The following is a 26,256-nucleotide window of genomic DNA, read 5'->3' on the forward strand; positions in this document are numbered from 1 at the left end:
AGGGCCCGAAAGGCGGGCGGCCCCCCGCATTCGACGCCGAACTGTACAAGCGCCGCAACCTGATCGAACGATGCAACAACCGGATCAAGCAGTGGCGCGGCATCGCGACCCGCTACGACAAGCTCCCCGACCGCTACCAAGGCGGAATCGAGCTGGTCAGTGCACTGATCTGGCTACGGTCTCTGTGCCCGGAATGACCCGGACACAGAGACCGTACATAGAGATTAATAGATGGTCAGATTCACCAACACCGCCTAGCGTGGAGCGGCCGCTCCGGCGGAGAAACGGTTCACCTTGCCGAGCACGTCGTCTTCGTAGATCCGGATCGACTGCTGCAGTGCGAACTCTGCCATGTAGGTGCGGAACCGGTCCCTCGGGTGTTCGGCGAGGTTGACCATACGCCGGTTCGCCACCACCGCGGGGCTGTCGAGCAGGGCGACGCCCCGCTCGACCGACGCGTCCATGTCCTCCGGCTCGGCCACCTCGTCGACCAGCAGCCGGGCGTCCGGTTCGCTCGCCCGGATCCGCCGACCGCCGAGGATCATCTGGCGGGACAGGCGGGCGCCCGCCTGCCGGCCGAGCCTGAGATTCCCGGCACCCGGTACGATCCCCTCCTTGGCCGCAGGCAGCGCCAGGTAGGCGTCGCTCGCCGCGATCACCCGGTCGAACACGAGCAGCATCTGCATGCCGCCGCCGATCGCGAAGCCGTCCACGGCGGCGAGCCAGGGCTTCTCGATCTCCGGCGAGCGCCACGACTGCTCGTGGTCCACCCGCACGCCGCGCACGATTTTGTTCAGGTAGCCCAGCTCCCGCCGCAGCAGGAAGTCGATCAGCGAGATCCGCCCGGCGCTCAGCTCCTTGAGGTTGATCCCGGCGCTGAACACCCGTCTGCCGCGGTAACGCGGGTGGTCCATCACGCCGCCCCGAACCACCCCGACCCGCACCGCCGGGTCGAGCAACGCCACGTCGACGGCGGTCTCCATGTCCTCGACCTGCTGGTTGTCCTCGGCGTTGAGACGATCGCCCCGGCACATGGTCAGATGCGCGGCGGCGCCGTCACGTCTGACCAGTACCGAGCCGAGGTCCAGGGCACCCGTGCGGCGGAACTCGTCGAGCCGTGCCAACGCCCTCGGCGTCGGCCGCAACATCGCGTCGACCAGGTGCTCACCGGCGACCGGCGCCGAGAGGATGCCGTGCATGAAGATTCCGACGTCGATCTCCAGTCCGCGCTTGTCCGACTGCCGGCGCGCCGCGTCCTGCGCCAGTTCGTCCGGCGTCGGCACCAGTCCGGGGAACTCGGCTGCCGCCAGCTCGACGAGAGCGCCCAGTCGCAGGTGCCGGGTGCGGCCCGCGGTCAGCACGTCATATACGGCCTCTGCGTTCGCGGCCATGAAGGCACGGCGCGACGAACGGGAGGCGTGCTGATCGGCGGGCTCCCTGACGGCTGCCGCGGCTGCCCTCAGGGAGCCCGCACGCGCGGCCTCGACGCCGGTCATGACCGGCCCGCGAGCCTCAGCGCCCGGTCGCACGCCGCGAGATGAGCGCCGAGTGCCTCCTCGTAGCTGGTGACCGCGGCGTCCAGCATCAGCCTTCGGCGAATGGCCACGTCCTGCCCCTGGTGGCCGCCCAAGCCGCCGGCGACCGACCCCGCGGTCCGCATCGCGGCCCCCGCGTCGTCGACGACCTCGTCGAGCAAAGACAGACCCGCCGCCTCCAGGGCGGAGAGCGGGCGGCCCAACAGCACCGAACCCCGGAGCCGGCCGACGCCGACCTGGTTGGCGAGCCGGTACAGGCTCATGCCTGGCCACGCCGCGCCGCCGCCGGCGGTCAGCATCAGGCTCGTGTCACGGGTGGCCACCCGGTAGTCGGTGGTGAGCAGGACGTCGAGGGCGGCGCCGCCGCATTCGCCCGACAGGACCGCGACGGTGGCCGCGGCGGCGAGCTCGAGCCGGCGCAGTCCCCGCTCCCATCTGTTGACCAGTTGAATGCCGACCCGTCCGGGGAACGGATCGATCGGCGCTCCGGACAGTTCGAGCACTCCGACCGAGCCGGGTTCGGCCTCGAGCCGGTCGGCGAAGCCGGTCACCTCGGCCACCAGGTCGGCGGAGAGCGGCCGGCGGCCATCGAAGCGCAGCCGCAACTCGGTGTGGTCGGTGCGAGCGGGAATCATCACAGGTGTCCTTCGTTGTCCGATTGGCGGCTCACCATTGGACGAGTGCCGTTTCGATCGTCGAGCCGGGGCCCATCGTCATGAGGACGCCGTAGTCCCCCGGCCGCACGACGCCTTCCGCGCGCAACCGCTGGTAGGAGAACAGGAACGAGCCGCTGGAGAGGTTGCCGTAGTCGCGCAGCACGCTGGTGGTGTGGCGCAGGTCGTGCCGGCTGAGGCCGAGGTTCACCATCACCGAGTCGATCACCTTCTTGCCGCCGGAGTGCACGACCCAGTGGGCGACGTCGCGGCGACGCACTCCGCTGCCGGCGAGCAGGCGGTCCACGACCAGTTCGGCGTGCGCGCCGACCACGTAGGGCACTTCCGGGTCGAGGTAGAAGCTGAAGCGGTCCTGTGCGTCGTCCCAGTCGTAGCGCATCGCGTCGATGGCGTCCGGGATGACGATGCTGGCGAACTTGAGCACGACCGGGCCGGGCCCGGCGTCCGCGTCACAGCCGATCGGGGCGCGCACCGCGACCGCCGCCGCGCCGTCGCCGAAGAGGCTGTTGACCACCGACGTGCGCATGGTGCCGTCGAACACGTAGGCCGCCGAACACGCCTCGACGCAGACCATCAGCGCGAGCTCGCCCGGGTTCTTGGCCGCCCAGCCGGTCACCGCGTTGAGCGCGTTGAGCCCCGCGTTGCACCCCATGCCGACCACGTCGAGCCGGACGCAGTACGGGTCGAGCCCCAGCTCCTTGATCAGCAGTGCGCTGAAACCGGGGGTGAGGAACCCGGTGGAGCTGACACAGCACAGGTAGCGCACGTCGGCGAGGCCGAACCCGGCGTCGGCGAGGCAGGCCCGCACTGCGCGGGCGCCCATGTCGATGCCCTGCGCCTTGTGCTTGGCGAGCAGTTCGCCCTGCCGCTCCGGGTGCGGCCGGCCGTCGGGAAGTTCGGGGGGCAGGGTGAGGAACCGCCGATCGATGGCGCTGTTGGCGAACACGGAGCGGATCCGGGGATCGGTGATCCGGAAGAAGTCGAGCAGTTCCTGTTGGGAGTAGGAGGTGGCGGGCACGGCGGTGCCGACCCCGCGCAGTTTCGAGAACGGCAGCGCGACCGACGAGGGCACCGCGGTGACATCGAAGGGCTGCCCGTCGTAGAGATCTTCCGTCATCGACGGTTCCGTCTGCGCTGAGACGCTTGCGCCGAACGAGATGACTGGCATTCGTGCTCGGGCAAAGTCAGACTCCTTCTCTCGATGATCGATCCGACCGTCACCGCGCCGTCGGCGGCCGGGTGCGGCCTGTCTGTTCGGCGACGCGCCATCGAGCCTGCTACCGGTCCCGCCAAGGCCGATCCGGCGTGTTGGCGATCGCCAGAACCAGGTTGACGAAGTCCGATCCCCACCGGTCGACCGTGTCCGCGTCGACCATGTCGGGTTCGTACTCGACGACACACCGGAACTCGCCCGCCGGAAGCATCGTCAAACCCCACATGCACGCACCGCGGTGATACATCGCCGGCGCCTCGTCCGGCAAGATCACCGGCTCGACGCTGTCGGCGAATTGAATATCGGCCGAGGCCATCGGCGGCCTGGCGTAGTTGAAGGCGAACGGCATGGACTGCGGATCGCCGAAAGGCTTCATGAGGTCGGGGACCAGCGGAATTATATCCTCTAATGTCATCAGGTTTCGCTGGGCGTCCATACTCGACTTCCGCGCGAGGAGCATGATTTCCCGGAAAGTCTTACACGTGCCGAATTCCAGACGGAGGGGAACCATGCTGGAGAAGAACCCCACAGAGTCCTGAAAATCTTTGGAATTGCGGCCGTTGTTCACGGTCAGCAGCGTGACGTCGGACGAACCGCGAATTTTCTCGGCCAGGACCACGGCCGCCGCCAAGAACACATGATAAGCGGTGCAACGATTCAGGCCCGCGCCTGCCCTGATCTTCGCGGAGTCGTCGGGATCGATCAGAAAATCCCAGACCGCGCTGGGTGATTTCAGGCCGTCGGGACCGCTCGGCCGATCGGCCGGCATCGCGTACATCCCGGTATCGGACAAGGTGTCCGTCCAGTAGCGGCGTACGGTATCCGCTTTTTCGCTCCGCAGAAACCCCCGCTGCCGCGATGCGTATTCGTGGTATTGGAAGGGGGTCGGCAGCGCATGCGGCGTTCCGCTCACCCTGGCGTTGTAACAGGCGGCGAGGTCGCGGCGGAGCACGCCGGACGACCAGTTGTCGCCGAAGAGATGGTGGGTGATGAGGGTGAGTACCGCGTCATGGTCGTCGAATCGGTAGAGGGCGGCGCGCAGCGAGGGCGTGACGGAGAAATCAATGAGCTCATCGCACAAACCGAGGTGCACGTCGACGGCGATTTCGTCGCGAGACCGGCCGGGAACGACGGGAATATCGTGCACGGTGAACGGCACAGGCAGTGGCGGCAATACCTCCTGGTATCCTTCGCCTTCATCCGTCTCGCCGTAATTGATCCGCGTACGCAGGGCTCCGTGCCGTTCCACCACATCGTCGAGCGCACCCTTGAGGGCGTCGAGCCGCAGTTCCCCCTTGATGCGCAGTGCCGACGAAAAGGTGTGCTTGGAAGAGCGTATGACGTGATCCGGGTCTTGCTGTTGGGATGCCAGAGGATACCTGTCCGGCGTCGGGGAGGAATCCCGCCCGGTCATCGCGATACCGCCGCGAGGAATTCGGCGACGTCCGACGGACGCAGGTCGACCCAGTGCTCACGCACAGAGGCAAGGCAGTCCGCGCGGAGCCCCGGCCCGTATACCGCAGTCCAGCCGTCCGGTACGGCGATGACGGCCGGCCACAGCGAGTGCTGATTCTGCGAGTTGCGCAGCACACTGTAATCGGCATCCGGCTCTTCGAACGGATTGGTCATCTGCTTTCTCCTTGTGTCAGGCCGCCGGGCAACGCCTTGTGTCTATGGCCTATCGAGACTCCTGGCTCCTCTTGTACACGATGCTGCAGGAGTCAAGTTCGGCGCATATTCCTGATTGCCGAACCTGGGCCTGCCGGTGTGCCGGTCCAGAGGGCAATTTGGAGGGTGCCGGCTGGTGCTCTCTCCGGCGACCATGGTTGCTGAGATCCTGCGTGGCACTGACCAGGCCCGGCAACGGACAGGCAGGTCGAACTAGGAGGCAGCGACCGATGACTGCGAGGCCAGTTGACGATCATGACATCGTCGTCGTCTGCAACGCCCAGCAGGAGGTGCTGGTTGCCCTCTTCGACCAGCATGCCGAGGTCTGTCTGGTGCTCGATGGCATGGACCGGCGCTATCGCCCGCTGGACCAGCGGTTGCTCGACCAGTGCGAGAAGGTCTACCGGATCAGCTCTTTCGACTCCATCGCCGAGCTGTCCGCGGTTGCCGTCGACCTGCGGTCTTCCGGCCGGACGGTCGCGGAGGTCTTCTGCCAGGCCGAGACGAGCCAATTCGGCGCCGGATACTTGAAACTGCTGCTCGGCAGGTCCGGCAACCCGCTGCATCACGTCGCGCACCGGGACAAGCGGTTGATGAAGGAGTTGGTCCGCGGCGCGGGCGTGCCGACGGCGGAGTTCCGGTCGTTGCCCGACCCCGCGGACGCGGCGGCGGTCACCCGGATCGCCGCAGAGCTCTCCGCCCCGCTGATCGTCAAGCCGGCCTCCGGGTACGGCGCGACCACCACGGAGAAGGTCGACGATGCCGCGGACCTCGCCACGGTTGCCACCGGCTTGACCTTCGACGTCTCACAGCGGTCACATCAGCTGATCGTCGAGGAGTACGTCACCGGCGAGGAACTGTGTGTCGACGCGATCTGGTCGGGAGACAAGGCGCTGACGTTCGTGGTGCACAGGTACCTGCGGCCGAGGATAACCGTGCTGGACAACCGCCTCGACGGTTCGATGATCCTGCTGCCCGAGGACTACCCGGAACTCTACGAGCGGCTGCGCGACATGCACACCCGGCTCAACCCGGCACTCGGCATCGACTCCGGCCCCACCCATGTGGAGGTGTTCGAGCGTCCGGACGGGGAGCTTCTCTTCTCCGAGATCGCCTCGCGTCCGGGCGGCGGTTGGATCCAGCTCATGATCGGCGCCTATCACGGCCACGCCACGTGGCCGCTCGCCGCGTCGGCCGCCCTGACCGGCACCATCCCGGCGCTGCACTCGGCCCGGCCGTACGTCGGCGGGATCAGCGTCCGGCCGACCGTTCCCGGAGTGATCACCGAAATGCCGACCGACGAGGAACTCTCGCGGCATCCCGGGATGATCACCTGGCATCGGCGGCGCCAGATCGGCGACCGGGCCCGGTGCGACGGACCGTCCGACTGGTACCTGTTCCTGATCTTCGGCGCCGACAGTGAGGACGAACTCGTCGACCTCTGCGTCGAGGCCGCGCAGACGCTGACGATCCGGACCGATGGATAGCACGACGCCCTCGCTCCGGCTCTCCGCCCGTCACGAGGCTGTCGCCGTGCTCATGTGGGCTCAGTGACAGTGGTGCTCCGAGTCCTCGCCGGCGGCCGCGCCGAGGTCGTCGTCGCGTCCGGCCTTGATGCGTGACCACTGGGCGGTCGGGCGACCGTCCAGTCGGAACTGGCTGCCCCCGCTCCTGCGGTTGGAATCCCACCGCTGCGGCCAGCCTTCGGGCGAGTCCTCCCAGAGCTCCTGCCGGCCGTAGGCGGTCAGATCCAGGAGCCCGTACGACGGCGACATCGGTTCATTGCCGCGGCCGGTGGTCCAATAGGTCTCGAAGACCCGGTCACCTTGTCGGATATAGCTGGCCAGGATGCCGAAGTGCCGGTCGGCGATCAGTGCGTCCACGGATTCCGGCGGCACCGAGTACCAGGGAGTGGTCCAGCCCATGAAGTCGTGATAGCGCGAGCTCTCCTCGTAAGGCCCCTCACAGAAGGTCGCGTAGCTCACGTCCCGCGAATTCAGATACGACACCTCACTGATATGAGTGGTCGAGAAGGTACAGCCCTCACACTGCTCGGCGGCGGGCCGCCCGGCGTGCCACATGTGGAAATAGGCGATCAGCTGGGACCGCCCGTCGAAGACGTCGATCAACGGAACCAGCCCGTCCGCGCCGATCAGCTTGGCCGTCGGATCGACCTCGACCATGGGCAACCGGCGCCGCTCCGCAGCCAGTGCGTCCCCGGCTCTGGTGTGGGCCTTCTCCTTGATCCGGAGCTCCCCGACCTTCGCCCGCCAGGTCTCGCGATCGGCGATCTGTGGGATTTGATAACTGTTTGTAAGGGAATCAGACACGCTACATTTCTAGCGCCACTCGACACGAAGCACAACACTTCGGCACGACGCGTACACACTGCGTCGAAGGCGTTCCCGGAGTCGGCGGCGGCAGTCATTCCACTCTTTTTTTAAATTTTTTGATATATGAACATACATACTGGGAAGTACGAAGGCGCCGCCGCAGGGCCGGCGGCGTGGCGCGCTCCGCGTCGCCGCAGGTGGAAGCATCGCGGCCGTAGTGTGGTCGCGTGACAGAACCAGGCCGTTCCGGTGGCGGCGCCACGCTCCACTTGGGAACAGGCCCGGGACGACGGGTCATCGCGGCCATGATTCTCGGCTCGACGTTGGCCTCGATCGACGCGACCGTGGTCGGAATCGCGCTGCCTGCCATCGGGCGGGACTTCGGTGCCACCGTGTCCGGACTGCAGTGGGTCGTCACGGCCTACACGCTCACCCTCGGAGGACTGCTCCTGGTCGGTGGCGCACTCGGCGACCGGCACGGCCGCAAACGCTATTTCGTGATCGGGGTGATCTGGTTTGCGCTGGCGTCCGGGCTCTGCGGACTGGCGCCGAACACTGCTGTGCTCATCGTCGCCCGCTCGATCCAGGGTGTGGGCGCGGCGCTGTTGATGCCGGGCAGCCTGGCCATCCTCGAGGCCTCGTTCGTACCCGAGGACCGCGGCAAGGCCATCGGCATCTGGTCCGGATTCACCGGCGTCGGCGGCGCGATCGGGCCGCTGTTGGGCGGAGTTCTCATCGAGTGGGCGTCCTGGCGCCTGATCTTCGCGATCAACCTGCCCTTGGCGGCGGCTGTCGTCGTGCTGGCTCTACGCCACGTGCCCGAGTCGCGCGATCCGAGCTTGTCCGGGACCCGGCTGGATGTGACCGGCGGGGCGTTGGTCACGCTGGGGCTGGCCGGTCTCGCCTACGGGTTGATCGAGGGCCCCTCGGGCGGATGGCACGGTGTCGCGGCAGTCGCGGCCCTCGTCTCCGGCGTGCTCCTGCTCACCGTATTCGTCCTGTGGGAACGACACGCCGCGACACCGATGCTGCCCCTGAAGTTGTTCCGCTCCCGGCAGTTTTCGGCGACGAACGCGGTCACCTTCGTGCTCTACGGCGCGATCGGCGGGGTGTTTTTCCTGCTGCCCGTCCAACTGCAGGAGGTCTCTGGGTACAGCCCGCTGGAGGCGGGCCTCGCACTGCTCCCGTTGACCGCTCTGACGTTCACGCTCTCGGCCCGCTCCGGAGCGCTGGCCGCACGGATCGGCCCGCGGCTGCAGATGAGCGCGGGCCCATGCATCGTGGGCCTGGGCGTGCTGCTCCTGGTCCGCATCGACGCCACAGGTACGTACTGGACACAGGTACTTCCCTCAGTCCTGCTCCTCGGATTGGGCTTTGCCACGACGGTCGCGCCGCTGACCTCGACGGCGCTGTCCTCCGCACCGTCGACGCAGAGCGGCGTGGCCTCGGCGGTCAACAACGACGTCGCCCGAACGGCCGGTCTGATCGCGGTGGCAGTCCTGCCGGCGGTCGCCGGGATCACCGAGAGGGCATACCTGGACCCGGCCGCCTTCTCGCGCGGCTTCCATAAGGCATCCGTCGTCTCGGGCCTCTTGTGCGTGCTCAGTGGCCTGATGGCGGCGGTACTCATCCGAAACCCCCATCCACTCACGGCGCCACAGCCGCCCGAGGGCGAGTTCCTCCGGCACTGCCCGCTCGATGCACCGCCGCCGCGGGTCAACGTGTGAGCTGCAGCGCTTGGCATTCCTCTGACGTTGGCGCCCGCCGTCAGCCGCGCAGGGCGCCGGACATGAAGCCGCGGACGTAGCTGCGCTGCAGCAGGAGGAACAGGAAGAGGCACGGGATGGCCATGAACACGACGCCGGCTTGCAGCGTGGGGTAGTCGATGGAGCCGAAGGTGCGTCCTTCCATGTCGACCACGGCCAGCGGGAGGGTGAACTTGTCGGACGAGTTGAGCAGGATCAGCGCGGCGAAGAACTCGTTCCAGGCGGCGAGGAAGGCGAACAGTCCGACTGTCACCACGGCCGGGCGCACCACGTGGATCATGACCCTGGTCAACGCGGTGAAGGTGCCGCAGCCGTCCACCGCGGCGGAGTCCTCCAGCTCCTGCGGGACGGCTTCGAAGGAGTTGCGCATGAGGAAGGTCGCGAACGGCAGTTGGAACATCACCAGCACCGCCGCCAGGCCGGCCAGTGAGTTCTGCAGGCCGAGCCAGCCCAGCAGGACGTAGAGCGGGATGAGGATCGTCGGATAGGGCACCATCAGGATCGCCAGTGTGGCCAGGAACAGCAGGTTCTTGCCGGGGAAGCGGAACCTGCCGAAGGCGTAGCCGCCCAGCAGCGAGACGGCCAGGGTGCCCGCGACCGTCATCGCCGTGACCTCGAGGCTGTTGCGCAGGTAGGTGCCGATGCCGTCGCCATAGTGGATCATGTTGCGATAGCTGGCCAGGCCGAAGCCGTGCGGGGTGCGGACGGAGGCCCAGCCGCTCCAGGCGAGCGGCAGGAGGAACAGGATGGCGAGGGCGCCGGCGGTCCCGTAGTAGCCGAGGCCTGCCGCCCTGCGTCGGGCGGTGCGGGTCGTCATCATGCGGTTGCCTTCTTCCGTGGTGCCGGGCCTACTTCTCCTCGCGGCGGCGAAGGAAGGAGAGTTGGACGACGTTGAGCACGAGCAGGACGAGGAGCACCAGGACCGAGAGCGCGGCGGACGAGCCCAGGTCGAAGCGGACGAACGCCTCGCGGACGATCACCATGACGACGGAGGTGGTCGAGTCGTCCGGACCGCCCTTCGTCAGGATGTAGAACTGGTCGAAGGCGAGCAGCGAACCGGTGGTCATCACGATGAGGACCAAGGCGATGGTGGGGCGCAGCAACGGGATCGTGATCCTGCGCAGGGTCTGCCAGCGCGAGCAGCCGTCCATCCGGGCGGCCTCATAGAGCTCGACCGGGATCGCCTGCAGTCCGGTGAGCAGGATCAGCATGTTGAAACCGGCGAAGCGCCAGGTCACCAGGGTGACGGTGGAGGCGAGCGCGCCGCCGGGACTGCCGGTGATCCAGTCCACCGGGGCGTTGATCAGGCCGAGATGCTCGAGCACCGGGTTGACCGGGCCGATGGCCGAGCTCAGGAAGCCGAGGAACAGCAGCGAGGCGGTGGCGAAGCCGACGGCCGCCGGCAGGAAGAACGCGGTGCGCAGCAGGCCCACGCCGGGGCGCGGGTGCTGCACCATCAGCGCGAGGCCGAAGGAGATGGTGAAGAGCACCACCGTGGTGACGACGGTGTACTTGACGGTGAACCAGGCCGCCGTGGCGACGAGGGTGTTGTGGGCGACGTCGGTGTAGTTCTTCGGAGCGTTGAAGGTCGGGTTGCCGAGCAGGGGCCAGTGGTGCAGCGACATCCACACCACCAGCACCAGGGGGACGAGGAAGAGCAGCCCCACCACGGCCGCGGTGGGCGCGGCGTAGCCGAGTCCGGCGAGGGCGCGGCGGCGGGATCGGCCGCCGGCCCGCTTCCGCCGACGGCCCGCGCCCGCGGCGTCGCCGGGGGCACGCGCGACGGGCGCGGCCGTGGTGGTCTGCATCAGAACTCCCTTGCCTTGCTGCTCGTGCCTGCTGGTACCTGTCGTCGTCCGTCTGCCGGTGGCCGACGTGCTCTCGTCTACTTGCTCTCCTCTACTGCTGTTGCAGTGAGGCGGTGATGGCCGTCTGGCCGCTGGACAGGGCCTGGGTCAGGTCGGGGCCGAACAGCGCGCCGCGCAGGGTCGTGGTCCACGGGCTCTGCGGGTCGTTGTAGGTGGCGTTGAAGTTGAGCGCGTACGGAGTCTGGCCCTTGGCGAGCAGCCCGTTGACGGTCACCACGTTCGGATCGGCCAGCGCGTACTGGTTCTGCGCCAGGTCGGTGCGGGCGATCACCTCGTGGTCCTTGGCGATCACGTTCACCTGCGCCTGGTCGCCGAGGGTCCAGGACAGGAAGTCCCAGGCCGCGGCCTCGTGGCTGCTGGTGGAGGAGATCCCGGCGACGTCGCCGCCGATGAAGGTGGAACTGCCGCCGTTCACCCCCGGGATCGGCGCCACACCCATATCAAGGCCCTTCTGCAGGAGCAGCGGATACCAGGAGAACGGGCCGGGAGCGATCCCGATGTCCCCGGACTGCAGCGCGCCGAGCCAGGTGGTCCCGTCCTCCTGCTTGGCGCCGGGGGCCATGGTGCCGTCGGCGAACATACCGCGGTAGATCTGGAAGACGGCCTGGGCCTGCGGCGAGTCGATGTAGCTCTGTGTGCCGCCGCTGTTCATCACCTGTCCCCCGTCGGCCCAGATCGAAGGCCAGACGGTGAACTCGACGCAGCCCCCGCAGTTGCCGCCCTCGTAGCTGCCGTGGATCTGGCCGCCGAGCTTGGCCACCGTGCGGGCCTGTGCCGCGTACTGGGCGAGAGTGGTCGGCGGCTTGCTCGGGTCGAGGCCGGCCTGCCGGTACAGGGCCTTGTTGTAGTAGAGCACGGACAGGTCGAGCGCGTGCGGCACCGCGTAGAGCCGGCCGTTGCTCGTTCCGGCCTTGATGAAGGAGGGCACCACGTCGTTCTTGAAGGGCAGCGCGTCGAACTGGTCGGTGACGTCGGCCCACAGTCCCTGGGAGACGTAGTTCGGGGCGAAGACGACGTCGGAGGTGAAGATGTCGGGCAGGGCGTGCGCACCGGCCGCGCTGGCGATCTTCGCCGGATACTGTTCATTCGGGTAGACGGTCAGCACCACGTGATTGCTGTGGCTTGCGTTGTACGCGTCGATGAGCGCCTGGGTCTGGGACTGCGTGCCCGCCCTGGTCCACATGGTGATCGTGACTCCCGAGGTCGGCCCGCCGCCCGCCTGGGCGGAGCCGCCGCTGGAACAGGCCGCGGCGAGCGCGAGGCTGAGGGCGGCGACCACGGCGCCGAGGGCTGTGCGGAGTCTTCGCATTCGGGTCCGGTTGGTGGTTCGCATTCGGTGGCTCCTCGGCCGGGGCCGGCGGCCGCGGGTTGCGGCCGCCGGCTGGTGGATGGTCAAGTACGGTCCGCTCAGCTGGCGAGCGTGATGGTGACGGTGGTGGTGCCAGAGTTCACGGTGACGCTGTGTGCGGTGGAGTCGTAGGTGCCGCCGGTGACGGAGCTCACCGCGACGGAGTTGAAGATGGGCAGTTGCACGGCGATGGAGCCGCCGGGCAGCGTCCCGCTCAGGGTCACGGTGATCACGCGCCCGGTGCCGGGCTTGGTGACCGCCAGGGAGACGCCGTAGGTGCTGCGGCTCCCGCTGCTCACGGAGTAAGCACTGGTCAGGTTGCTGACGGAGATGGTCTGGCCGGCGGTGATCCAGGTGTTGGGGATGCCGCGGCCGAGGTAGAGCGGGCTGGTGTAGGTGAACGGTCCGGTGCCGGTCGCGGACAGGCCCTGGGCGACCAGGGATTCGAGCAGGCCCTGCTGCTGGGCCGAGGTCGGCCAGGCGTAGGGGCAGGCGCCGAATTCCGGTCCGGCGTGGTTGCCGATCCACGGGTTGCCGCTGTCCGGGCCGCTGCCGTTGGCCTCCCACCACGCGTTCGGACCGCCGGTCGTGGTCGCGAGTTGCCAGGCATAGCTGGTGATGGGCAGGTCGCGGTACTGCGTCCCGTAGAGGCCGTTGATCGAGTAGGCGGTGTTGTAGGCGGTGGAGTAGCCGTCGAAGGCCCCGAACGTCGGGTACGGCAGGCCGTTGGCGGAGAGCCGGTTGAAGCCCCAGGCGTAGAGCGCGTCGCCCTGTGCGGCGCTACCCGCGATGCCGTTGAGCGTTCCGCCTTCGAGCATCGTCGACCACTGATCCTGACCGGTCCATTCCGGCGAGGCCCAGTTCGCGTCGTTGTACGTGTTGCAGCGGTTGGCGGAGTTGGGCTGGTCCACCGTGCACGGCAGGTAGCTGAATCCGTTGGCGGACTCGTTGTTGCCGAGCAGGGTGTTGAGGTTGTTGAGCAGCGAGGTGTAGGCGGTGTCGGCGTACTGCGCCTCGGCCGTGTTGCCGAGTCTCGTCGCGATGTACTTGTACGCGGCGAGGCCCTGCAGCGCCGAGTAGTCGTCGAACAGCCAGCGCCCGGACGAGTCGTTGTCGTAGCTGGCGGCCAGGACGCCGTCCGAGGCGAGCTGTCCCTGGTAGATGCTGTGCATGATGGTGTAGAGGCTGGGGCCCCACGGGCTGGAGCCGACCGAGTCGTCGTGGAAGTACTGGCTGACGAACGCGGTGTCGTTGGTCTTGGCGAGGTACAGCGCCCAGACGGCCGGGGTCTTCCAGTCACCGTCGTAGTACCAGTTGGCGCCCTCTTCGTTGAAACTCGGGTTCTCCGAGATGCGCGCGGTCAACAGCAGGTTCTGCGCGTCGTGGAAGTCGCCGGTCTCGAAGCGGGCCATCAGTTCGCCGGGAACGTCGTGGTTGAGCAGCCAGGCATAGTTGTCGGCGGCGGAGAACTGCGCCTCGCCGACCTGCATGATCAGGTTGTAGATGGTGCCCGCCTTGTAGGCGTTGACCAGGGCGGTGCCGGGGTTGGCGAGGTTGCCGGTGTTCGGCAGGGTGAGGTTGGGCAGCGAGATCGTCGCCGTCTCGGCGATCCGGCCGTTCCAGTAGGAGCTCATCGCGCTGTAGGCGGAGTCGAGCGTGGGAGCGCTGCTCGCGAGGGTCGCGGCGCTGGGCAGGGCGACGCCGCTGCCGAAGTCGTCGACGGCGGCGACGTAGTCGTGGTTGCTGGTGGCGCCGGGCTGGACGGTGTTGAGCGAGGTGCTGGTCAGCCGCACCAGGTTCGTCCCGGAGCCGCCCGGGTCGAGTGTGATCGCGGAGCTGCCGTTGTCGGTGACCGATACCCGGGTGTAGACCAGCATGAACGGGTTGCCGGAGATGGTGACCTTGTCGGCGAAGTCCTTGATGGACACGGCCGTCGTCCCGCTGGTGAACGAGGTGGTCAGCGCGGGCAGGTAGCCGCTGTCCTCACTCCACTGCACGGACTGTGCGGGTCGGCTGCCACCGGTCTGGTAGATGCTGAAGGAGTACATCGCGCCGCAGATCGTGGTGCCGCCCGCGTTGTAGGTCGTGGGCACGCCGCGGGCGAAGTACGAGCCGGACAGGTAGGAGAACACCGGCCAGTAGTTCCCGTCCCAGCCGAGCGCGGACTCGTTGTAATAGCCCTGACCGTAGGGGTCGGTGGGGGTGGGGAAGTTGGTTCCGTAAGCGTTGGGCAGGCTGGAGTTGTTGCACGCGTTGGGAGCCACCGCGGGGATGCCCTGGTAGCTGCTGACACCGGAGGAGTTCACCGTCCAGCTGAACGAGACTGAGCCGGCGGCGCCGGTGGTGTCGGTCGCGGTCACCGTCGGCGTGTAGCCGGCCGCGGTCGTGGGCGTGCCGGAGATCAGTCCGGAGGAGCTGATGGACAGGCCCGCGGGTAGCCCGCTGGCCGAGTAGGTCAGCGTCTGCCCTGACACCGAGTCGGAACCGCTCACTTGGAGCGAGACGGCAGTGCCGACGGTCGAGGTCTGCGATCCGGGGCTGGTGACGGTGACGGTGTCGCCGGTGCCGCCGCCCGAGTTGGCGGAGGGCAGCTGCCATACCCGGGTGGTCGCGCTCGTGCAGGGCAGTTGGACCAGCACGACATCGTTGGCGGTGCTGTCCCCGGTCGGGACGATGCACTTGCCGGAGTTGACGGACACCAGATTGAAGGTGTTGCCCACCCCGGAGATCGAGACCGGCTGCAGGGTCCACTGCTGGTTGGTCTGCTGGTTGCAGGTCCACTGGATGATCTTGGTGTTGTCGGCCGTGGAACGCCCGGAGACGTCCACGCACAAGCCCGCGAAGGTGGTGATGGTGTAGGTCGCCGAGGTACCGGAGACGGGGGTGAAGGTCCAGTTCTGATTACTGCCCGAGCTGCAGGAGTACTGGATCAGCTGGACGCCGGTGCTCGTCGAGCTGTTCGGGTCGTCCATGCAGTCGCCGCTGCCCCGGTTCACCGCCGTGGAGGTGAAGGTGGACGCGGCGGACGCCGGGGCCGCCGTGCCCAGGACGGGCAGCAGGACGGCGAGCAGCAGGCCGGCCAGGACGCCGGCGATCGAGCGGCGCGGCCCGCGCGCCGAACGGACGCGCGTCATTGCGCGTTCACCCGCTTCGCTTCGTTGCGGTGCGGGTGATGTCCAACAGACATCGGTGATTCCTCTCTGGTGAGTAGGGGACGGGAGGGTCTCGGCTCATGCGGTGGGCAGCCAGACGCGCATCGCGCCGTCCGTGCGGTTGGCCCACGCGTAGTAGGGGACGGCGGTGAGCGTGACCGGTTCGCCCGGCGCGCCCGCGGGCGTGCGACGCGCCCCGCGCGACGCACCCTGCGCGGTGCGGTAGGGCCACCAGTTCTTCGCCCCGGCGCGGGGGCGGCGCCAGCCCGACGCGGTGATGACGGTGACGCCGCCGAGCAGGTCGGGTCGGTACCGGTCGACGAGGTCCGCCTCGGTGTTCAGGACGAGTCGGTCGAGCCCCCCGCCGGGATGGTCGGCCTCTTCGAGGCAGTACACGAGCGGGCCGCGCTCGATGGCGACGCACCCGCGCACCGCGTCCACCCGCGGGTCGGCGCAGGTGAGCCGAGGCGTCAGGTCGAGTTCCAGATCGACCTGGTCGCCGACCTGCCAGGCGCGGCGCAGCCGGAGCCAGCCGGCCCGCGCGGTGGCGGGCACCACCTCCCGGCCCACCCGCACGACGTACCGCGCGCACCAGTGCGGGATGCGCAGGGAGAGCGTCCACTCCGCGCGCGAGGGCGCCTCCTGCACGACGATGCGGACGTGGCCCTGCCAGGGAAAATCAGTGTTAGCGCTCACAACCAGCGGCCCGCGGGAACACTCCCCGGCGAACAGGCCCGTCGCGTACTGGTGCAGCTGCAGGCCCGCGCCGTCGGTGGAGGCGAGGTAGTGCGGGAGAGCGGCCAGCAGCCGCATCACGTTCGGCGGGCAGCAGGCGCAGCGGAACCAGCGCGTGCGGCGGATCGTCTTGTCCCCGCCCGGATCCGCGTGCCCGTCCCGAACCTGCAATGGATTGACATAAAGCCAGCTGTGTCCATCCAGCGAAACGCCGGCGATCAGCGCGTTGTACAGCGTGCGCTCGGCCAGGTCGGCGTAGCGGGCGCGGCCGGTGAGCAGCGCGAGCCGCCAGTTCCAGTGCACCGAGGCGACGGCCGCGCAGGTCTCGCAGTACGCGCGCTCCGTGGGCAGTTCGTGGGGGTCGCCGAACGACTCGTCGTCGTGGTGCGCGCCCAGGCCGCCGGTCAGGTGGGTCTTGGTGGCGGCCATCGCCTCCCACAACCGCTCCCCCGCCGCGAGCAGGGAGCGGTCACCGGTCTCCGCCGCCACGTCCGCGGCGCCGGCCAGCAGGTAGAGCTGCCGGACCGCGTGGCCCTCGACGCTGCGCGCCTCGCGCAGCGGCACCCGGTCCTGAAAATAGCCCTCGCCGCCGAGCAGCCCGTGCCCGCGCCGGTCCACCAGGAGGCCGGCCAGGTCGAGATAGCGCCGCTCGCCGGTCTCCCGGAAGAGTTCGACCAGCGCCGTCTCGATCTCGGGATGTCCGGGGATGCCGTCGATGCGCTCCGGCGCGTCCGCGCCGAAGACCGCGACGAGGAGGTCGGCGAAGCGGCAGGCGACGGCGAGCAGGGCGTCGCGCCCGGTGGCGCGGTGGTGGGCGATGCCCGCCTGGATCAGGTGGCCCGCGCAGTACAGCTCGTGGCCCCACCGCAGATCCAGGAAGCGCCCCTCCCCCTTGCCGAGCTGGAACCACGTGTTCAGATACCCGTCCGGCCGCTGGGCCGCGGCGATCAGGGCGATGATCCGCTCCACATCGCCCTCGAGCCGGCGCGCCGTCGGACCGCCCTCGCCAGGACCGAGCTCGGACAGCCGCCAGCAGGCCGCCTCCAGCCACTTGTACACGTCCGAGTCCACGAACGGGTACTGCCCGCGGAACTCGCCTGCGTGCGCGCCCGCGGCCACCCGCAGGTTGTGCAGGTTCCCGGCCGCCTCCAGGAGCCCCGGCCCCTGCGGAATGCTCGCCTCGGCGTTCACCGCGCGCCGTCTGCTCCAGAAGCCCCCGGTCACCGCGGCGGCGCGCGCGGGCCGCAGCGCGGTGGCGGCCGCGGCGCTGGGCAGCAGCGGGCCCGGCGTCGCCTGTGTGGTCAGCTCGGACACGGACACAGCCCCCCTTCCGTTGTGGGAAATCCTTTGCCCACAGAGAAAGTAGGACCGCCCCGGCAGTACGTCAATGCTCTGCGAAGATCGCTTTGCGGGGCCATGATCTGCACGGATGCAGGGGAAGCAGGGTTCTGGAACGACCAGACGGGTTGGGAAATGGTTTTCCCGTGGTAGCCGCGGGACCGCCCAGAGAACCCGCCGCACGGGCCACCCTCAGCGACGCCGCCGCGCTGGCCGGGTCACCCCCGGGACCGCCTCCCGGGCGCTGAACGGGCGGGGCAGGCTGCGCCAGGAGACCCGGCAGCGAGTGCAGGCCGCGGCCGAGCGGCTCAACTTCCAGCCCGACGTGCCCGCCCAGAGCCTGCTCTCCGGGCGGGCCTGACCGTGGGGCTGGTCACGCGCTGATGGCCCGCTTCCTCGCCGAATGGGCATCCCGACGGACCCTGGGGCTCAGCGCCGCAGTGCTCAGCGCTTGCGGCCGATCCCGTACTGGAAGAGGGTTCCGCTCTCGCGCACCTCGAGCTCGATGCCGGCCGCGGTCGCGGCCTCGCCGAGCTCGTCGGCACTGTAGAAGTTCTTCACGATCGTCGCGCTCGCACCGCTGTCGAGCCGTCGCACCATGGTCTGCCCGGTCGCGGCCGCCACATGCGGCTCGGTCGCGGCGACGGGCAAGTCGTCGACGAAGAACACGCTCCCGCCGGTGCGCAGCCACGTTCCGACGGAAGCGAAGAAAGAGGTGAGCCGCTCGCGCGGGACATGCGAGATCCAGAAGGTGAAGACGATCGCATCGAAGCGCTGTGCCGTCTCCCAGGTGAACAGGTCCGCGATCTCGGTGCGGACGTGCTCCAGGCCGGCCACCGGATTGCGGGCGAGCATCTCGGCGGATCCGTCGACCAGCACGAGCCGACGCGCGCGCGGAGCGAGATGAATGCTCCACGTCCCGGTGCCCGGCGCCAGTTCCAGGACGTCTCCGCCGAGGTCGGTCGAGTCCAGCGCGGACCGGACGGACCCCGCCTCGCGGAACCAGCGCTCGTTCGCCGAGTCACCCCGGTCGAACGAGCCGCGCCGAAGCCACCAATCGTCGTATTCCTCCGCCCGGCTGGAGTAGTACGCGAGCTGCTGCGCCAACTGTTCCTCGCTGACGGGTTCGAGCTCTTCGGTACCCGGCTGATCGGAATGCGCCGTCATCTCATTCTTCCCCTCGTGCACGTAATGTCACCTATCTGCCCACCCTCAACCGATTGATGAAATGAAGGCCGGACAGCCCGACTACCGTACACCATTCGTAAACTGGGACAACCGGGCATCCATGCGCGTCAACCCACGTAGGGTTCTTACCAACGACGCTGAGCATTCTTCCCCGTCGGCCTCCGTGCTGGGGTCGGCATAGCGCACGGCAGCATCCAGGTGCCCGTTCCGGAGCAGATGAGATTCGACGCCTTCAAAATCTACTGTTCGAGGCTTATCAGGGGTATTTATCGGTCGAGGAGTGCTGTCAGGCCTCGTTCAGGACCGACATCTGCACACGTGGCTGGCAGAATTCGGATTAGCTTCAGGCGCGCTCTCGCACGTATAGGTCGCGCAGCAGGCCGATCTCTCCGCCGTGGTGCGCCACCTCGTCCAGAGCGTGCAGGGTGAGCTTCAGGTAGGTTTCGCCAGCCGAGTCGCCGGGGCCCAGGCCCATCGGTTCGAGCAGGCGCTTGTCGCCGAGGGCTGCGATGCGGGAGGTGAAGCGCTCCCACTCCTCGGCGAGCGCCTGGATGCCCTCCTTGGCGGTGCCCGGCCAGGCGAGGCGGTCGCCGAGGTCGGGGACGTCCTCGAAGAAAATGAGCACGTAGCCGCGCAGGCAGAGGTTGCCGATGTGCCAGATGCGCCAGGCGATCGTCGTGACGGGGTCCGGCACGCCCGGGACCGACTCCGGAAACGCCCTGGCGACTCGGAATGCGCCGTCGTCACCGGGGCGGATACTGAGGCTGTCGCTGACCGGCTCCCAGAGGTACTCGGCGTCGGTCAGGCCTTCAAGGCGCTCGAACAGCCGGAATCGCGCGTCTTCGAAGATCGCGAGTACGTCGCGCGTGACGGGGTCGAGCACAGTCGTGTCAGCCATGTCAGCTCCCAGGCTCGGTGGCTTCGTGGGCTTCGTCGCAGCAGCGGCGCAGGCACGCACGCTAGCACCACTCGGTGCTGGAAGGGGTCCGTTCGCACCCGGGCGAACTTCGCCGGGGAACTGCGAGACTCCCCGGTTCTGTTCCGTCCTCGCCCCTCGTTCTCACCGAACGCAGACGGAACAGAGCCGGCGCAGACGCCACCGTGCTCACATCGCTGTCGCCGGGCCCGCCCACCTCTTCGGGAGGACTCTGATCAGCGGATATACCTTCCGGTGATGGCCCGGGCGATGACGAGGCGCTGGATCTCGCTGGTGCCTTCGAAGATGGTGTAGATCTTGGCGTCGCGGTACATGCGCTCGACGGGGTGTTCGCGGCTGTAGCCGGCGCCGCCGAGGATCTGGACGGCTTTCTCGGTGGCGGTGACGGCGAGTTCGCCGGCGCGGAGCTTGGACATGGAGCCCTGGGCGGCGTCGAAGGGCTTGCCGTTGCGGCCCATCCAGGAGGCGGACCAGATCAGGAGCCTGACCATCTCGATCTCGGTGCGCACGTCGGCCAGGGCGAAGGCGATGGCCTGGTTCTCCACGATGGGGCGGCCGAAGGCCTCGCGGCGGCCGGCGTATTCGAGGGCGTACTCGTAGGCGGCGCGGGCGATGCCGAGGGCTTGGGCGCCTACGGTGGGGCGGCTGACCTCGAAGGTGGCCATGGCGGCCTGCTGGGCCTGGCCCTGCTGCTGGTTGCGGGCTTCCGACGCGTTCTCTCCCGCCCTGGCCTGCTCGCCGGCTATCCGCTCGCGGGCCTTGGCCAGGCGGCGGTCCAGGCGCTCCTTGCCGCCGAGCAGGCAGTGGCCGGGGACGCGGACCTCGTCGAGGAAGACGTCCGCGGTGTGGGAGGCGCGCAGGCCCAGCTTCTTGATCTTGGGGCCGCCCTGCAGGCCGGGGGTGCCGGGCGGGACGATGAAGGCGGCTTGGCCGCGGGCGCCGAGTTCGGGCTCGACGCTGGCGACGACGACGTGGACGTTGGCGATGCCGCCGTTGGTGATCCACGCCTTCTGGCCGCCGATCACCCACTCGTCCTTGGCCTCGTCGTAGCGGGCGCGGGTGCGCAGAGCGCTGACATCCGAGCCGGCCTGGGGCTCGGAGACGCAGAACGCGCCGACCTTCGGGTCGTCCTGGTCGCCGAAGCACTGGGGCACCCACTCGGCCAGCTGCTCGGGCGTGCCGGCGGCGAAGATCCCGGCGACGGCGAGGGAGGTGCCGAACAGGGCCATGCCGATGCCGGCGTCGCCCCAGAACAACTCCTCGTTCGCGATCTGCAGCGACAGGCCGCTCGGGTCGCCGTAGAGCTCGGCCAGGGACTCGAAGCCGTAGAGCCCGATCTTGGCCGCCTCCTTGATCACCGGCCAGGGGGTCTCCTCGCGCTCGTCCCACTCGGCCGCGGCCGGGCGCACCACGTCCCGGGCGAAGCCGTGCACCCACTCGCGCAGCTCCCGCTGCTCCTCGGTCAGTTCCAGCGAGAATCCGGTCACGTACGTGGTCCTCTCAGGCCTTGGGGATGTCGAACAGGCGGGTCAGGCCCGCGGCCAGGCCGACGTCGCCGCCGATCTTGATCTTGCGCATGACGAACATGGTGACCGGGTTGCCGTTGCCCGAGACCAGCTTGAGGAACTCGGCGTCGGACAGCGCCAGGGTGACCCGGGGCTCGGCGGCCGAGGCGCCCTCGGCCGCCGTGCAGGCGCCGTCGGCGATGGCGGTCTCGAACACGGCGGTGCCGTCGGCGGCCGAGCCCTCGATCTTCCAGCGGATCAGGGCCTTGAGCGAGCCCGCGGCGTCCGGACGGAAGAGCCGCTCCATCCGGGCGAAGATCTCGCGCAGGCCCCGCTGCCGCGTCTCGCCCTCGAACGCGGCGGCGAGTTCCTTGGCCGAGGAGGCTTTGACCAGCCGGGCGAACTCCTGCGGACTCACGGCGGCGAAATCGAGCCCGGCCAGTTCGGCCGCGGCGGTCGGGGACTCCGACATGCCCAACTCCTGACTCTAGAGTAAGTTTACCGGTGAGTAAGTTACTCGGCACGGCACTAAGGTGACAAGGGTGAACGAGCAACGGTCCCGGGCGCACGCTCCGCAGGCCCGCAGGCGGCTGCCCCGCGAGGAGCGGGAGCAGCAGATCATGGACTGCGCGATCCGGGTGTTCGCGCAGCGAGGCTACAGCGCCGCGTCGGTGGACGAGATCGCGGAGCTGGCGGGGGTCTCCAAACCGCTGGTGTACCTGTATCTGGAATCGAAGGAAGGGCTCTTCCTCGCCTGCCTGCACCGGGAGGAGGGCCGGCTGGTGGCGGCGTTCCAGAACGCGGCCACCGAGGTGGGCACCTCCGAGCTGCGGCTGTGGGCGGGGCTGCGCGCGTTCTTCGGCTTCGTCAGCGATCACAAGGACAGCTGGGCGGTGCTGCACCGGCAGGCTCCGGGGCTCGGCGACGCGATGGCCGCCGAGATCACCCGGGCCCGGCGCGCGGTGCTGACCGAGGTGCGCACGCTGGTGCGCGAGGGCATCGAGCTCGGCGGCGGTTCCGGCCACCTCGGCGATGCGGACGCGGACTTCGTGGCGCACGCGCTGGTCGGGGCGGCCGACTCGCTGACCGACTGGATGGAGCGCTACCCCGAGGAGAGCCCGGACCGGGTGACGCTGCGGCTGATGGGCATGGTGTGGGTGGGCATGCGGCAGATCCTGGGCGGTGAGGTGTGGACGCCCCCGGGCGGGTTAGAGGGCGGAGCGTTCGAGGGCGGAACGGGTGTCGCGGGCGCGGCCTGACGAACGGTGGGATGGGCGCGGCGAGAAGCGACGGCCCGTCAGAGCGGGGCCAGGTCGCCGTGGAGGTGGCGGCGGCCGGTGTCGGCGGAGCTGAGGCTGAAGTCGCGGATGTCGGTGGTCTGCGCGGCGTGGAACAGAACCGTGCTGGGCAGCGGTACCGGAGCGTGGAACTCGACGCGCAGGCGGAAGCGGTCGGGCAGGTCGGCTGCGGCGAGGGCGGCGAGGCAGCGGGCTGCGGTCCACATGCCGTGCGCGATCGGGTGGGGGTAGCCGAAGAGCCGGGCCGTGCCGGGGTACAGGTGGATCGGGTTGCGGTCTCCGGATACGGCGGCGTAGGCGCGGCCGAGGTCGGCGGGCAGGTACCAGGGTTCGGCGCCGGGCGGAGGCGGGGGTGTGTCCGCGGGCCGGGACGCCGACGAGGACGATGCCGATGTCGCGTGTGGACGGCGGCTCGCGGCGGAGGGCTTCGCGCGACGCAGGTAGGTGCTGGTGGCGCGCCACAGGATGCGGCGCTCGCCCGCGTCGTGGGCCTCGGCCAGCACGTCGAAGGCCGCGCCCCTGGGGTGTTCGCGCGGCTTCTCGATCCAGACCCGATAGCCGAGGCGGCGGTCCTCGTCGAGCGGCTCGAGCTGCTCGATCTCGTTGGCCAGGTGGACCAGGCCGAGGACCGGGAACGGGAAGTCCCGGCGCGTCATCAGGGCCATAGCCAGCGGAAACGCCGTCAAATGCGGGTAGGTGGCGGGCACCGGGCCGTCGGGGGCGAATCCGCACAGGCGCCGGTAGCGGGTGAGGGCGGCCGGGGCGACGGCGACGTCCGTGCGCTCCATCCCGGCCTGCACCCAGGCGCCGGCCCGGCGCTTGGGCAGCAGGGCCCGCACATACGATCCGGTCAGCGACGAGGCGGCGGAACCCATGTCAGGCCCCGAGCAGGGACTGGCCGCACACGCGCAGCGTCTGACCGTTGATCCGCCCGCTGCCGGGAGCGGCGAGGAACGCGACGGCCTCGGCCACGTCGATCGGCTGGCCGCCCTGGCGCAGGCTGTTCATCCGGCGCCCGGCCTCGCGCACGAACAGCGGGACGGCGGCGGTCATCCGCGTCTCGATGAAGCCGGGGGCGACGGCGTTGACGGTGCCGCCGAGCTGGTCGGCCACCCGGGGCGCGAGGGCCTGCACCAGGCCGATCAGCCCGGCCTTGCTGGCGGCGTAGTTCGTCTGTCCGGCGGCGCCCGCGATGCCGTTGATGGAGGAGGTGCACACGATCCGGCCGCCGGGGCGCAGCAGCGGGTCGGCCGGGTCGAGCAGCGCCGCGGTGAGGGTCTCGACGGCGCGCAGGTTCACGTCGAGCACGGTGTCCCACTGGGTGCGGTCCATCCGGCCGAGGGTCTTGTCCCTGGTCACGCCCGCGTTGTGGACGAACAGGTCGACGCCGCCGAGGTCCTCGCGGCGCAGCCGCGCGCCGAGGGCGGGCACGGCGGTGGCCGAGGTGATGTCGAGTTCCATCGCCTCGCCGCGCACGGCCGCGGCCACGTCGGTCAGGGCCGCGGCCTGGCCGGGCACATCGACGCAGAGCACGAACGCGCCGTCGCGGGCCAGGGTCCGGGCGATCACGGCGCCGATGCCGCGGGCCGCGCCGGTGACCACCGCCTTGCGCCCGGCCAAGGGTTTCTCCCAGCTCCAGGTGGGGTCGGTGGACGCGAGCGACGAGGCGGCGGCCGCGGACGCGGCGGGCTCGGCGGAGTGCGCCGGGACGGTGCCGAGGGCGAGCACCTGGCCGGAGACGTAGGCGGAGCGGGCGGAGAGCAGGAAGCGCACGGCCGACTCGATCGCGCCCGGTGCGTCCGGGGCGACCTGGAGCAGGTTGGCGGTGGCGCCGCGGCGCAGTTCCTTGCCGACTGAGCGCACGAAGCCCTCGATCGCCTTCTGTGCCACCGCTTCCCGGGCCGAGCCGGTGCGGTCGGGCGGGGTGCCGAGAATCAGGACCCTGCCGCAGGGTGCCAGCGTACGTATCCGGTCGTGGAAGAACCCGTACATCCGGGCCAGCTCGGCGCTCTCGGTGAGCCCGGTGGCGTCGAACACCAGCGCGCCCGGGGACGCGGCGGGTCCGGTCTCGGCGCCCGCGGCCTCGAGCACGGCGGCGAGCTCCTTGCCGAGCCGTCCGCCGCCGGCCGTGAGCACCGGGCCGACCAGGGCGCGATCGCCGGGCCGGAACCTGCGCAGGAGCTCGGGGCGGGGCAGGCCGAGCCGTCGGGCGGCGAAGCCGCCCACCGCCCCGCTGGTGAACTTCTGGTAGCGATCCGCCATGGATTTTCTCCTTACTGATGGGTAAGTTGACTCAAGAGTAAGTAACCGACGACCCCCGCCACAAGGAGCCGCGCCGATGACCGCCCCCGACCCCGCCCCGACCGCGCGCCGCGTGGCCGTGCTCGGCGGCAGCCGGATCCCGTTCGCCCGGGCCGACGGGCCGTACGCCACGGCGTCCAACCAGGATCTGCTCGGCGCCGCCCTCGACGGGCTGGTGCGCCGGTTCGCCCTGGGCGGCACGGTGATCGGCGAGGTGGCCGCGGGCGCGGTGCTCAAGCACAGCCGGGACTTCAACCTCGCCCGCGAGGTGGTGCTCGGCAGCGCCCTCGACCCGCGCACGCCCGCGTACGACGTGCAGCAGGCCTGCGGCACCGGCCTCGAGGCGGTGATCCTGGTGGCCAACAAGATCGCGCTGGGGCAGATCGAGTGCGGGATCGCCGGCGGGGTGGACACCGCGAGCGACGCGCCGCTGGCGCTGAACGAGGATCTACGCAGGGTGCTGCTTTCCGCGCGCCGGGCCCGCGGCTTCGGCGGACGCGTGCGCGCGCTCGGCGGCCTGCGGCCGGGCCAGGTGGTGCCGGAGATCCCGCGCATCGCCGAGCCGCGCACCGGGCTGTCCATGGGCGAGCACGCCGCGCGCACCGCGGCCGCCTGGTCGATCGGCCGGGCCGAGCAGGACGCGTGGGCCGCGGCCAGCCACCACCGCCTCGCCGCCGCGTACGACGCAGGCTTCTTCGACGACCTGGTCGTGCCGTTCCGCGGGCTCGAGCGAGACCAGAACCTGCGGCCGGACACCTCGGTGGAGAAGCTGGCGAAGCTGGCGCCGGCCTTCGGCCTCGACCTGCCGGACGCCCCGGCCACGATGACGGCGGGCAACTCCACCCCGCTCACCGACGGCGCCGCCACGGTCCTGCTGGCGAGCGAGGAGTGGGCACGCGAACGGGGCCTGCCGGTACTCGCGTACGTCGGCGCGTCGCGCACCGCCGCGGTCGACTTCGTGCACGGCGATCCGGGCGCCGAGGGCCTGCTCATGGCCCCGGTCTACGCCGTGCCCCGGCTGCTCGCCGCCGCCGGGCTGACGTTCGCAGACCTCGACTTCATTGAGATCCACGAGGCCTTCGCCGCGCAGGTCCTCAGCACCCTCAAAGCCTGGCAGGACCCTGAGTTCTGCAAGAACAGGCTCGGCCTCGACGCGCCGCTCGGCCCGATCGATCCGGCCCGGATCAACGTCCACGGCTCCTCGCTCGCGGTCGGGCACCCGTTCGCCGCGACCGGCGCGCGGATCACCGCCACCCTGGCCAAGCTGCTCAAGCAGAGCTCTGCCGACGGTGAGCGTCATCGTGGACTGATCTCGATCTGCGCGGCCGGCGGCCTGGGCGTGACCGCGCTGCTCGAGAGCTGATCCGCCCCGCTCCACGCCCCGCGCCCTGTCTCTT

The 26,256-nt window shown here is 69.6% G+C and carries 22 protein-coding genes and 1 pseudogene; 6 read left to right on the forward strand and 17 right to left on the reverse strand.

Going from position 1 to position 26,256, the window contains the following annotated elements; genetic code table 11:
* Positions 1-197, forward strand: a pseudogene (locus KDL01_RS20685) (IS5/IS1182 family transposase); the annotation flags it as partial.
* 57 nt (positions 198-254) lie between these two features.
* Here KDL01_RS20685 and dpgC read toward each other — a convergent pair.
* The 5 genes from dpgC to KDL01_RS20710 form a co-directional block, all read right to left on the reverse strand.
* Positions 255-1,496 carry a (3,5-dihydroxyphenyl)acetyl-CoA 1,2-dioxygenase DpgC gene (gene dpgC, locus KDL01_RS20690; protein ID WP_307846464.1) on the reverse strand — a complete coding sequence of 414 codons (1,242 nt, stop codon included), beginning with the start codon at positions 1,494-1,496 and terminating at the stop codon, positions 255-257.
* A complete protein-coding gene (dpgB, locus tag KDL01_RS20695; protein WP_212530199.1) occupies positions 1,493-2,170 on the reverse strand; it encodes an enoyl-CoA-hydratase DpgB in 678 nt (225 codons plus the stop codon). The genes dpgC and dpgB overlap by 4 nt, the downstream gene beginning before the upstream one ends.
* A gap of 31 nt (positions 2,171-2,201) precedes the next feature.
* Positions 2,202-3,326 (reverse strand): 3,5-dihydroxyphenylacetyl-CoA synthase DpgA, encoded by a 1,125-nt coding sequence (gene dpgA, locus KDL01_RS20700; RefSeq protein ID WP_212530200.1) that lies wholly within the window; start codon positions 3,324-3,326, stop codon positions 2,202-2,204.
* A 160-nt stretch (positions 3,327-3,486) separates the two neighbouring features.
* Positions 3,487-4,836 carry a condensation domain-containing protein gene (locus tag KDL01_RS20705; RefSeq protein ID WP_212530201.1) on the reverse strand — a complete coding sequence of 450 codons (1,350 nt, stop codon included), beginning with the start codon at positions 4,834-4,836 and terminating at the stop codon, positions 3,487-3,489.
* The gene (locus KDL01_RS20710) at positions 4,833-5,051 is read right to left on the reverse strand and encodes an MbtH family protein (protein ID WP_212530202.1); all 219 of its coding nucleotides are present in this window, start codon (positions 5,049-5,051) and stop codon (positions 4,833-4,835) included. Before KDL01_RS20710 ends, KDL01_RS20705 begins: the two co-directional genes overlap by 4 nt.
* Positions 5,052-5,320: 269 nt before the next feature.
* Between KDL01_RS20710 and KDL01_RS20715 the strand changes: the two genes are divergently transcribed.
* Complete coding sequence (locus tag KDL01_RS20715; RefSeq protein ID WP_212530203.1) at positions 5,321-6,577, forward strand: ATP-grasp domain-containing protein; 1,257 nt, start codon at positions 5,321-5,323, stop codon at positions 6,575-6,577.
* A gap of 60 nt (positions 6,578-6,637) precedes the next feature.
* Here the strand turns inward: KDL01_RS20715 and KDL01_RS20720 are convergent, their stop codons facing one another.
* Entirely contained in the window at positions 6,638-7,390 is a 753-nt protein-coding gene (locus tag KDL01_RS20720; protein ID WP_212530217.1) for a DUF899 family protein, read from the reverse strand.
* A gap of 338 nt (positions 7,391-7,728) precedes the next feature.
* On the opposite strand from KDL01_RS20720, the gene KDL01_RS20725 reads away from it, so the two are divergent.
* Entirely contained in the window at positions 7,729-9,150 is a 1,422-nt protein-coding gene (locus KDL01_RS20725; protein WP_212530204.1) for an MFS transporter, read from the forward strand.
* Between the two features lie 40 nt (positions 9,151-9,190).
* Here KDL01_RS20725 and KDL01_RS20730 read toward each other — a convergent pair whose 3' ends face one another.
* The 5 genes from KDL01_RS20730 to KDL01_RS20750 form a co-directional block, all read right to left on the reverse strand.
* Positions 9,191-10,009, reverse strand: coding sequence for a carbohydrate ABC transporter permease (locus KDL01_RS20730; RefSeq protein WP_246576729.1), 819 nt, complete (start codon positions 10,007-10,009; stop codon positions 9,191-9,193).
* A gap of 28 nt (positions 10,010-10,037) precedes the next feature.
* The gene (locus tag KDL01_RS20735) at positions 10,038-10,997 is read right to left on the reverse strand and encodes a carbohydrate ABC transporter permease (protein WP_212530205.1); all 960 of its coding nucleotides are present in this window, start codon (positions 10,995-10,997) and stop codon (positions 10,038-10,040) included.
* Positions 10,998-11,088: 91 nt separating this feature from the next.
* Positions 11,089-12,366 carry an ABC transporter substrate-binding protein gene (locus KDL01_RS20740; RefSeq protein WP_212530206.1) on the reverse strand — a complete coding sequence of 426 codons (1,278 nt, stop codon included), beginning with the start codon at positions 12,364-12,366 and terminating at the stop codon, positions 11,089-11,091.
* Between the two features lie 98 nt (positions 12,367-12,464).
* Positions 12,465-15,539, reverse strand: coding sequence for an RICIN domain-containing protein (locus KDL01_RS20745; protein ID WP_212530207.1), 3,075 nt, complete (start codon positions 15,537-15,539; stop codon positions 12,465-12,467).
* Between the two features lie 96 nt (positions 15,540-15,635).
* A complete protein-coding gene (locus tag KDL01_RS20750) occupies positions 15,636-17,606 on the reverse strand; it encodes a glycoside hydrolase family 127 protein (protein ID WP_307846467.1) in 1,971 nt (656 codons plus the stop codon).
* A gap of 115 nt (positions 17,607-17,721) precedes the next feature.
* Between KDL01_RS20750 and KDL01_RS45995 the strand changes: the two genes are divergently transcribed.
* A complete protein-coding gene (locus KDL01_RS45995) occupies positions 17,722-17,991 on the forward strand; it encodes a LacI family DNA-binding transcriptional regulator (protein ID WP_212530208.1) in 270 nt (89 codons plus the stop codon).
* Positions 17,992-18,074: 83 nt separating this feature from the next.
* Here KDL01_RS45995 and KDL01_RS20760 read toward each other — a convergent pair whose 3' ends face one another.
* From KDL01_RS20760 to KDL01_RS20775, 4 genes are all read right to left on the reverse strand, one after another.
* On the reverse strand, positions 18,075-18,797 hold the full coding sequence (locus KDL01_RS20760) for a class I SAM-dependent methyltransferase (protein ID WP_212530209.1): 723 nt from the start codon (positions 18,795-18,797) through the stop codon (positions 18,075-18,077).
* Between the two features lie 364 nt (positions 18,798-19,161).
* Positions 19,162-19,716, reverse strand: coding sequence for a DinB family protein (locus KDL01_RS20765; RefSeq protein ID WP_212530210.1), 555 nt, complete (start codon positions 19,714-19,716; stop codon positions 19,162-19,164).
* A gap of 254 nt (positions 19,717-19,970) precedes the next feature.
* Positions 19,971-21,242 (reverse strand): acyl-CoA dehydrogenase family protein, encoded by a 1,272-nt coding sequence (locus tag KDL01_RS20770; RefSeq protein WP_212530211.1) that lies wholly within the window; start codon positions 21,240-21,242, stop codon positions 19,971-19,973.
* A 13-nt stretch (positions 21,243-21,255) separates the two neighbouring features.
* Complete coding sequence (locus tag KDL01_RS20775) at positions 21,256-21,732, reverse strand: SCP2 sterol-binding domain-containing protein (protein WP_212530212.1); 477 nt, start codon at positions 21,730-21,732, stop codon at positions 21,256-21,258.
* Positions 21,733-21,802: 70 nt separating this feature from the next.
* Here KDL01_RS20775 and KDL01_RS20780 point away from each other — a divergent pair, with 70 nt between their 5' ends.
* A complete protein-coding gene (locus KDL01_RS20780; RefSeq protein ID WP_212530213.1) occupies positions 21,803-22,519 on the forward strand; it encodes a TetR/AcrR family transcriptional regulator in 717 nt (238 codons plus the stop codon).
* Positions 22,520-22,557: 38 nt separating this feature from the next.
* Here the strand turns inward: KDL01_RS20780 and KDL01_RS20785 are convergent, their stop codons facing one another.
* Positions 22,558-23,433, reverse strand: a complete 876-nt coding sequence (locus tag KDL01_RS20785; RefSeq protein WP_212530214.1) for a MaoC/PaaZ C-terminal domain-containing protein — start codon at positions 23,431-23,433, stop codon at positions 22,558-22,560.
* A 1-nt stretch (position 23,434) separates the two neighbouring features.
* The gene (locus tag KDL01_RS20790; protein WP_212530215.1) at positions 23,435-24,820 is read right to left on the reverse strand and encodes a 3-oxoacyl-ACP reductase; all 1,386 of its coding nucleotides are present in this window, start codon (positions 24,818-24,820) and stop codon (positions 23,435-23,437) included.
* 76 nt (positions 24,821-24,896) lie between these two features.
* On the opposite strand from KDL01_RS20790, the gene KDL01_RS20795 reads away from it, so the two are divergent.
* Positions 24,897-26,222 carry an acetyl-CoA C-acetyltransferase gene (locus tag KDL01_RS20795; protein ID WP_212530216.1) on the forward strand — a complete coding sequence of 442 codons (1,326 nt, stop codon included), beginning with the start codon at positions 24,897-24,899 and terminating at the stop codon, positions 26,220-26,222.
* Positions 26,223-26,256: the final 34 nt, after the last annotated feature.

The organism is Actinospica durhamensis (genome assembly GCF_018139695.1).
In the GTDB taxonomy this organism is placed as follows: Bacteria; Actinomycetota; Actinomycetes; order Streptomycetales; family Catenulisporaceae; genus Actinospica; species Actinospica durhamensis.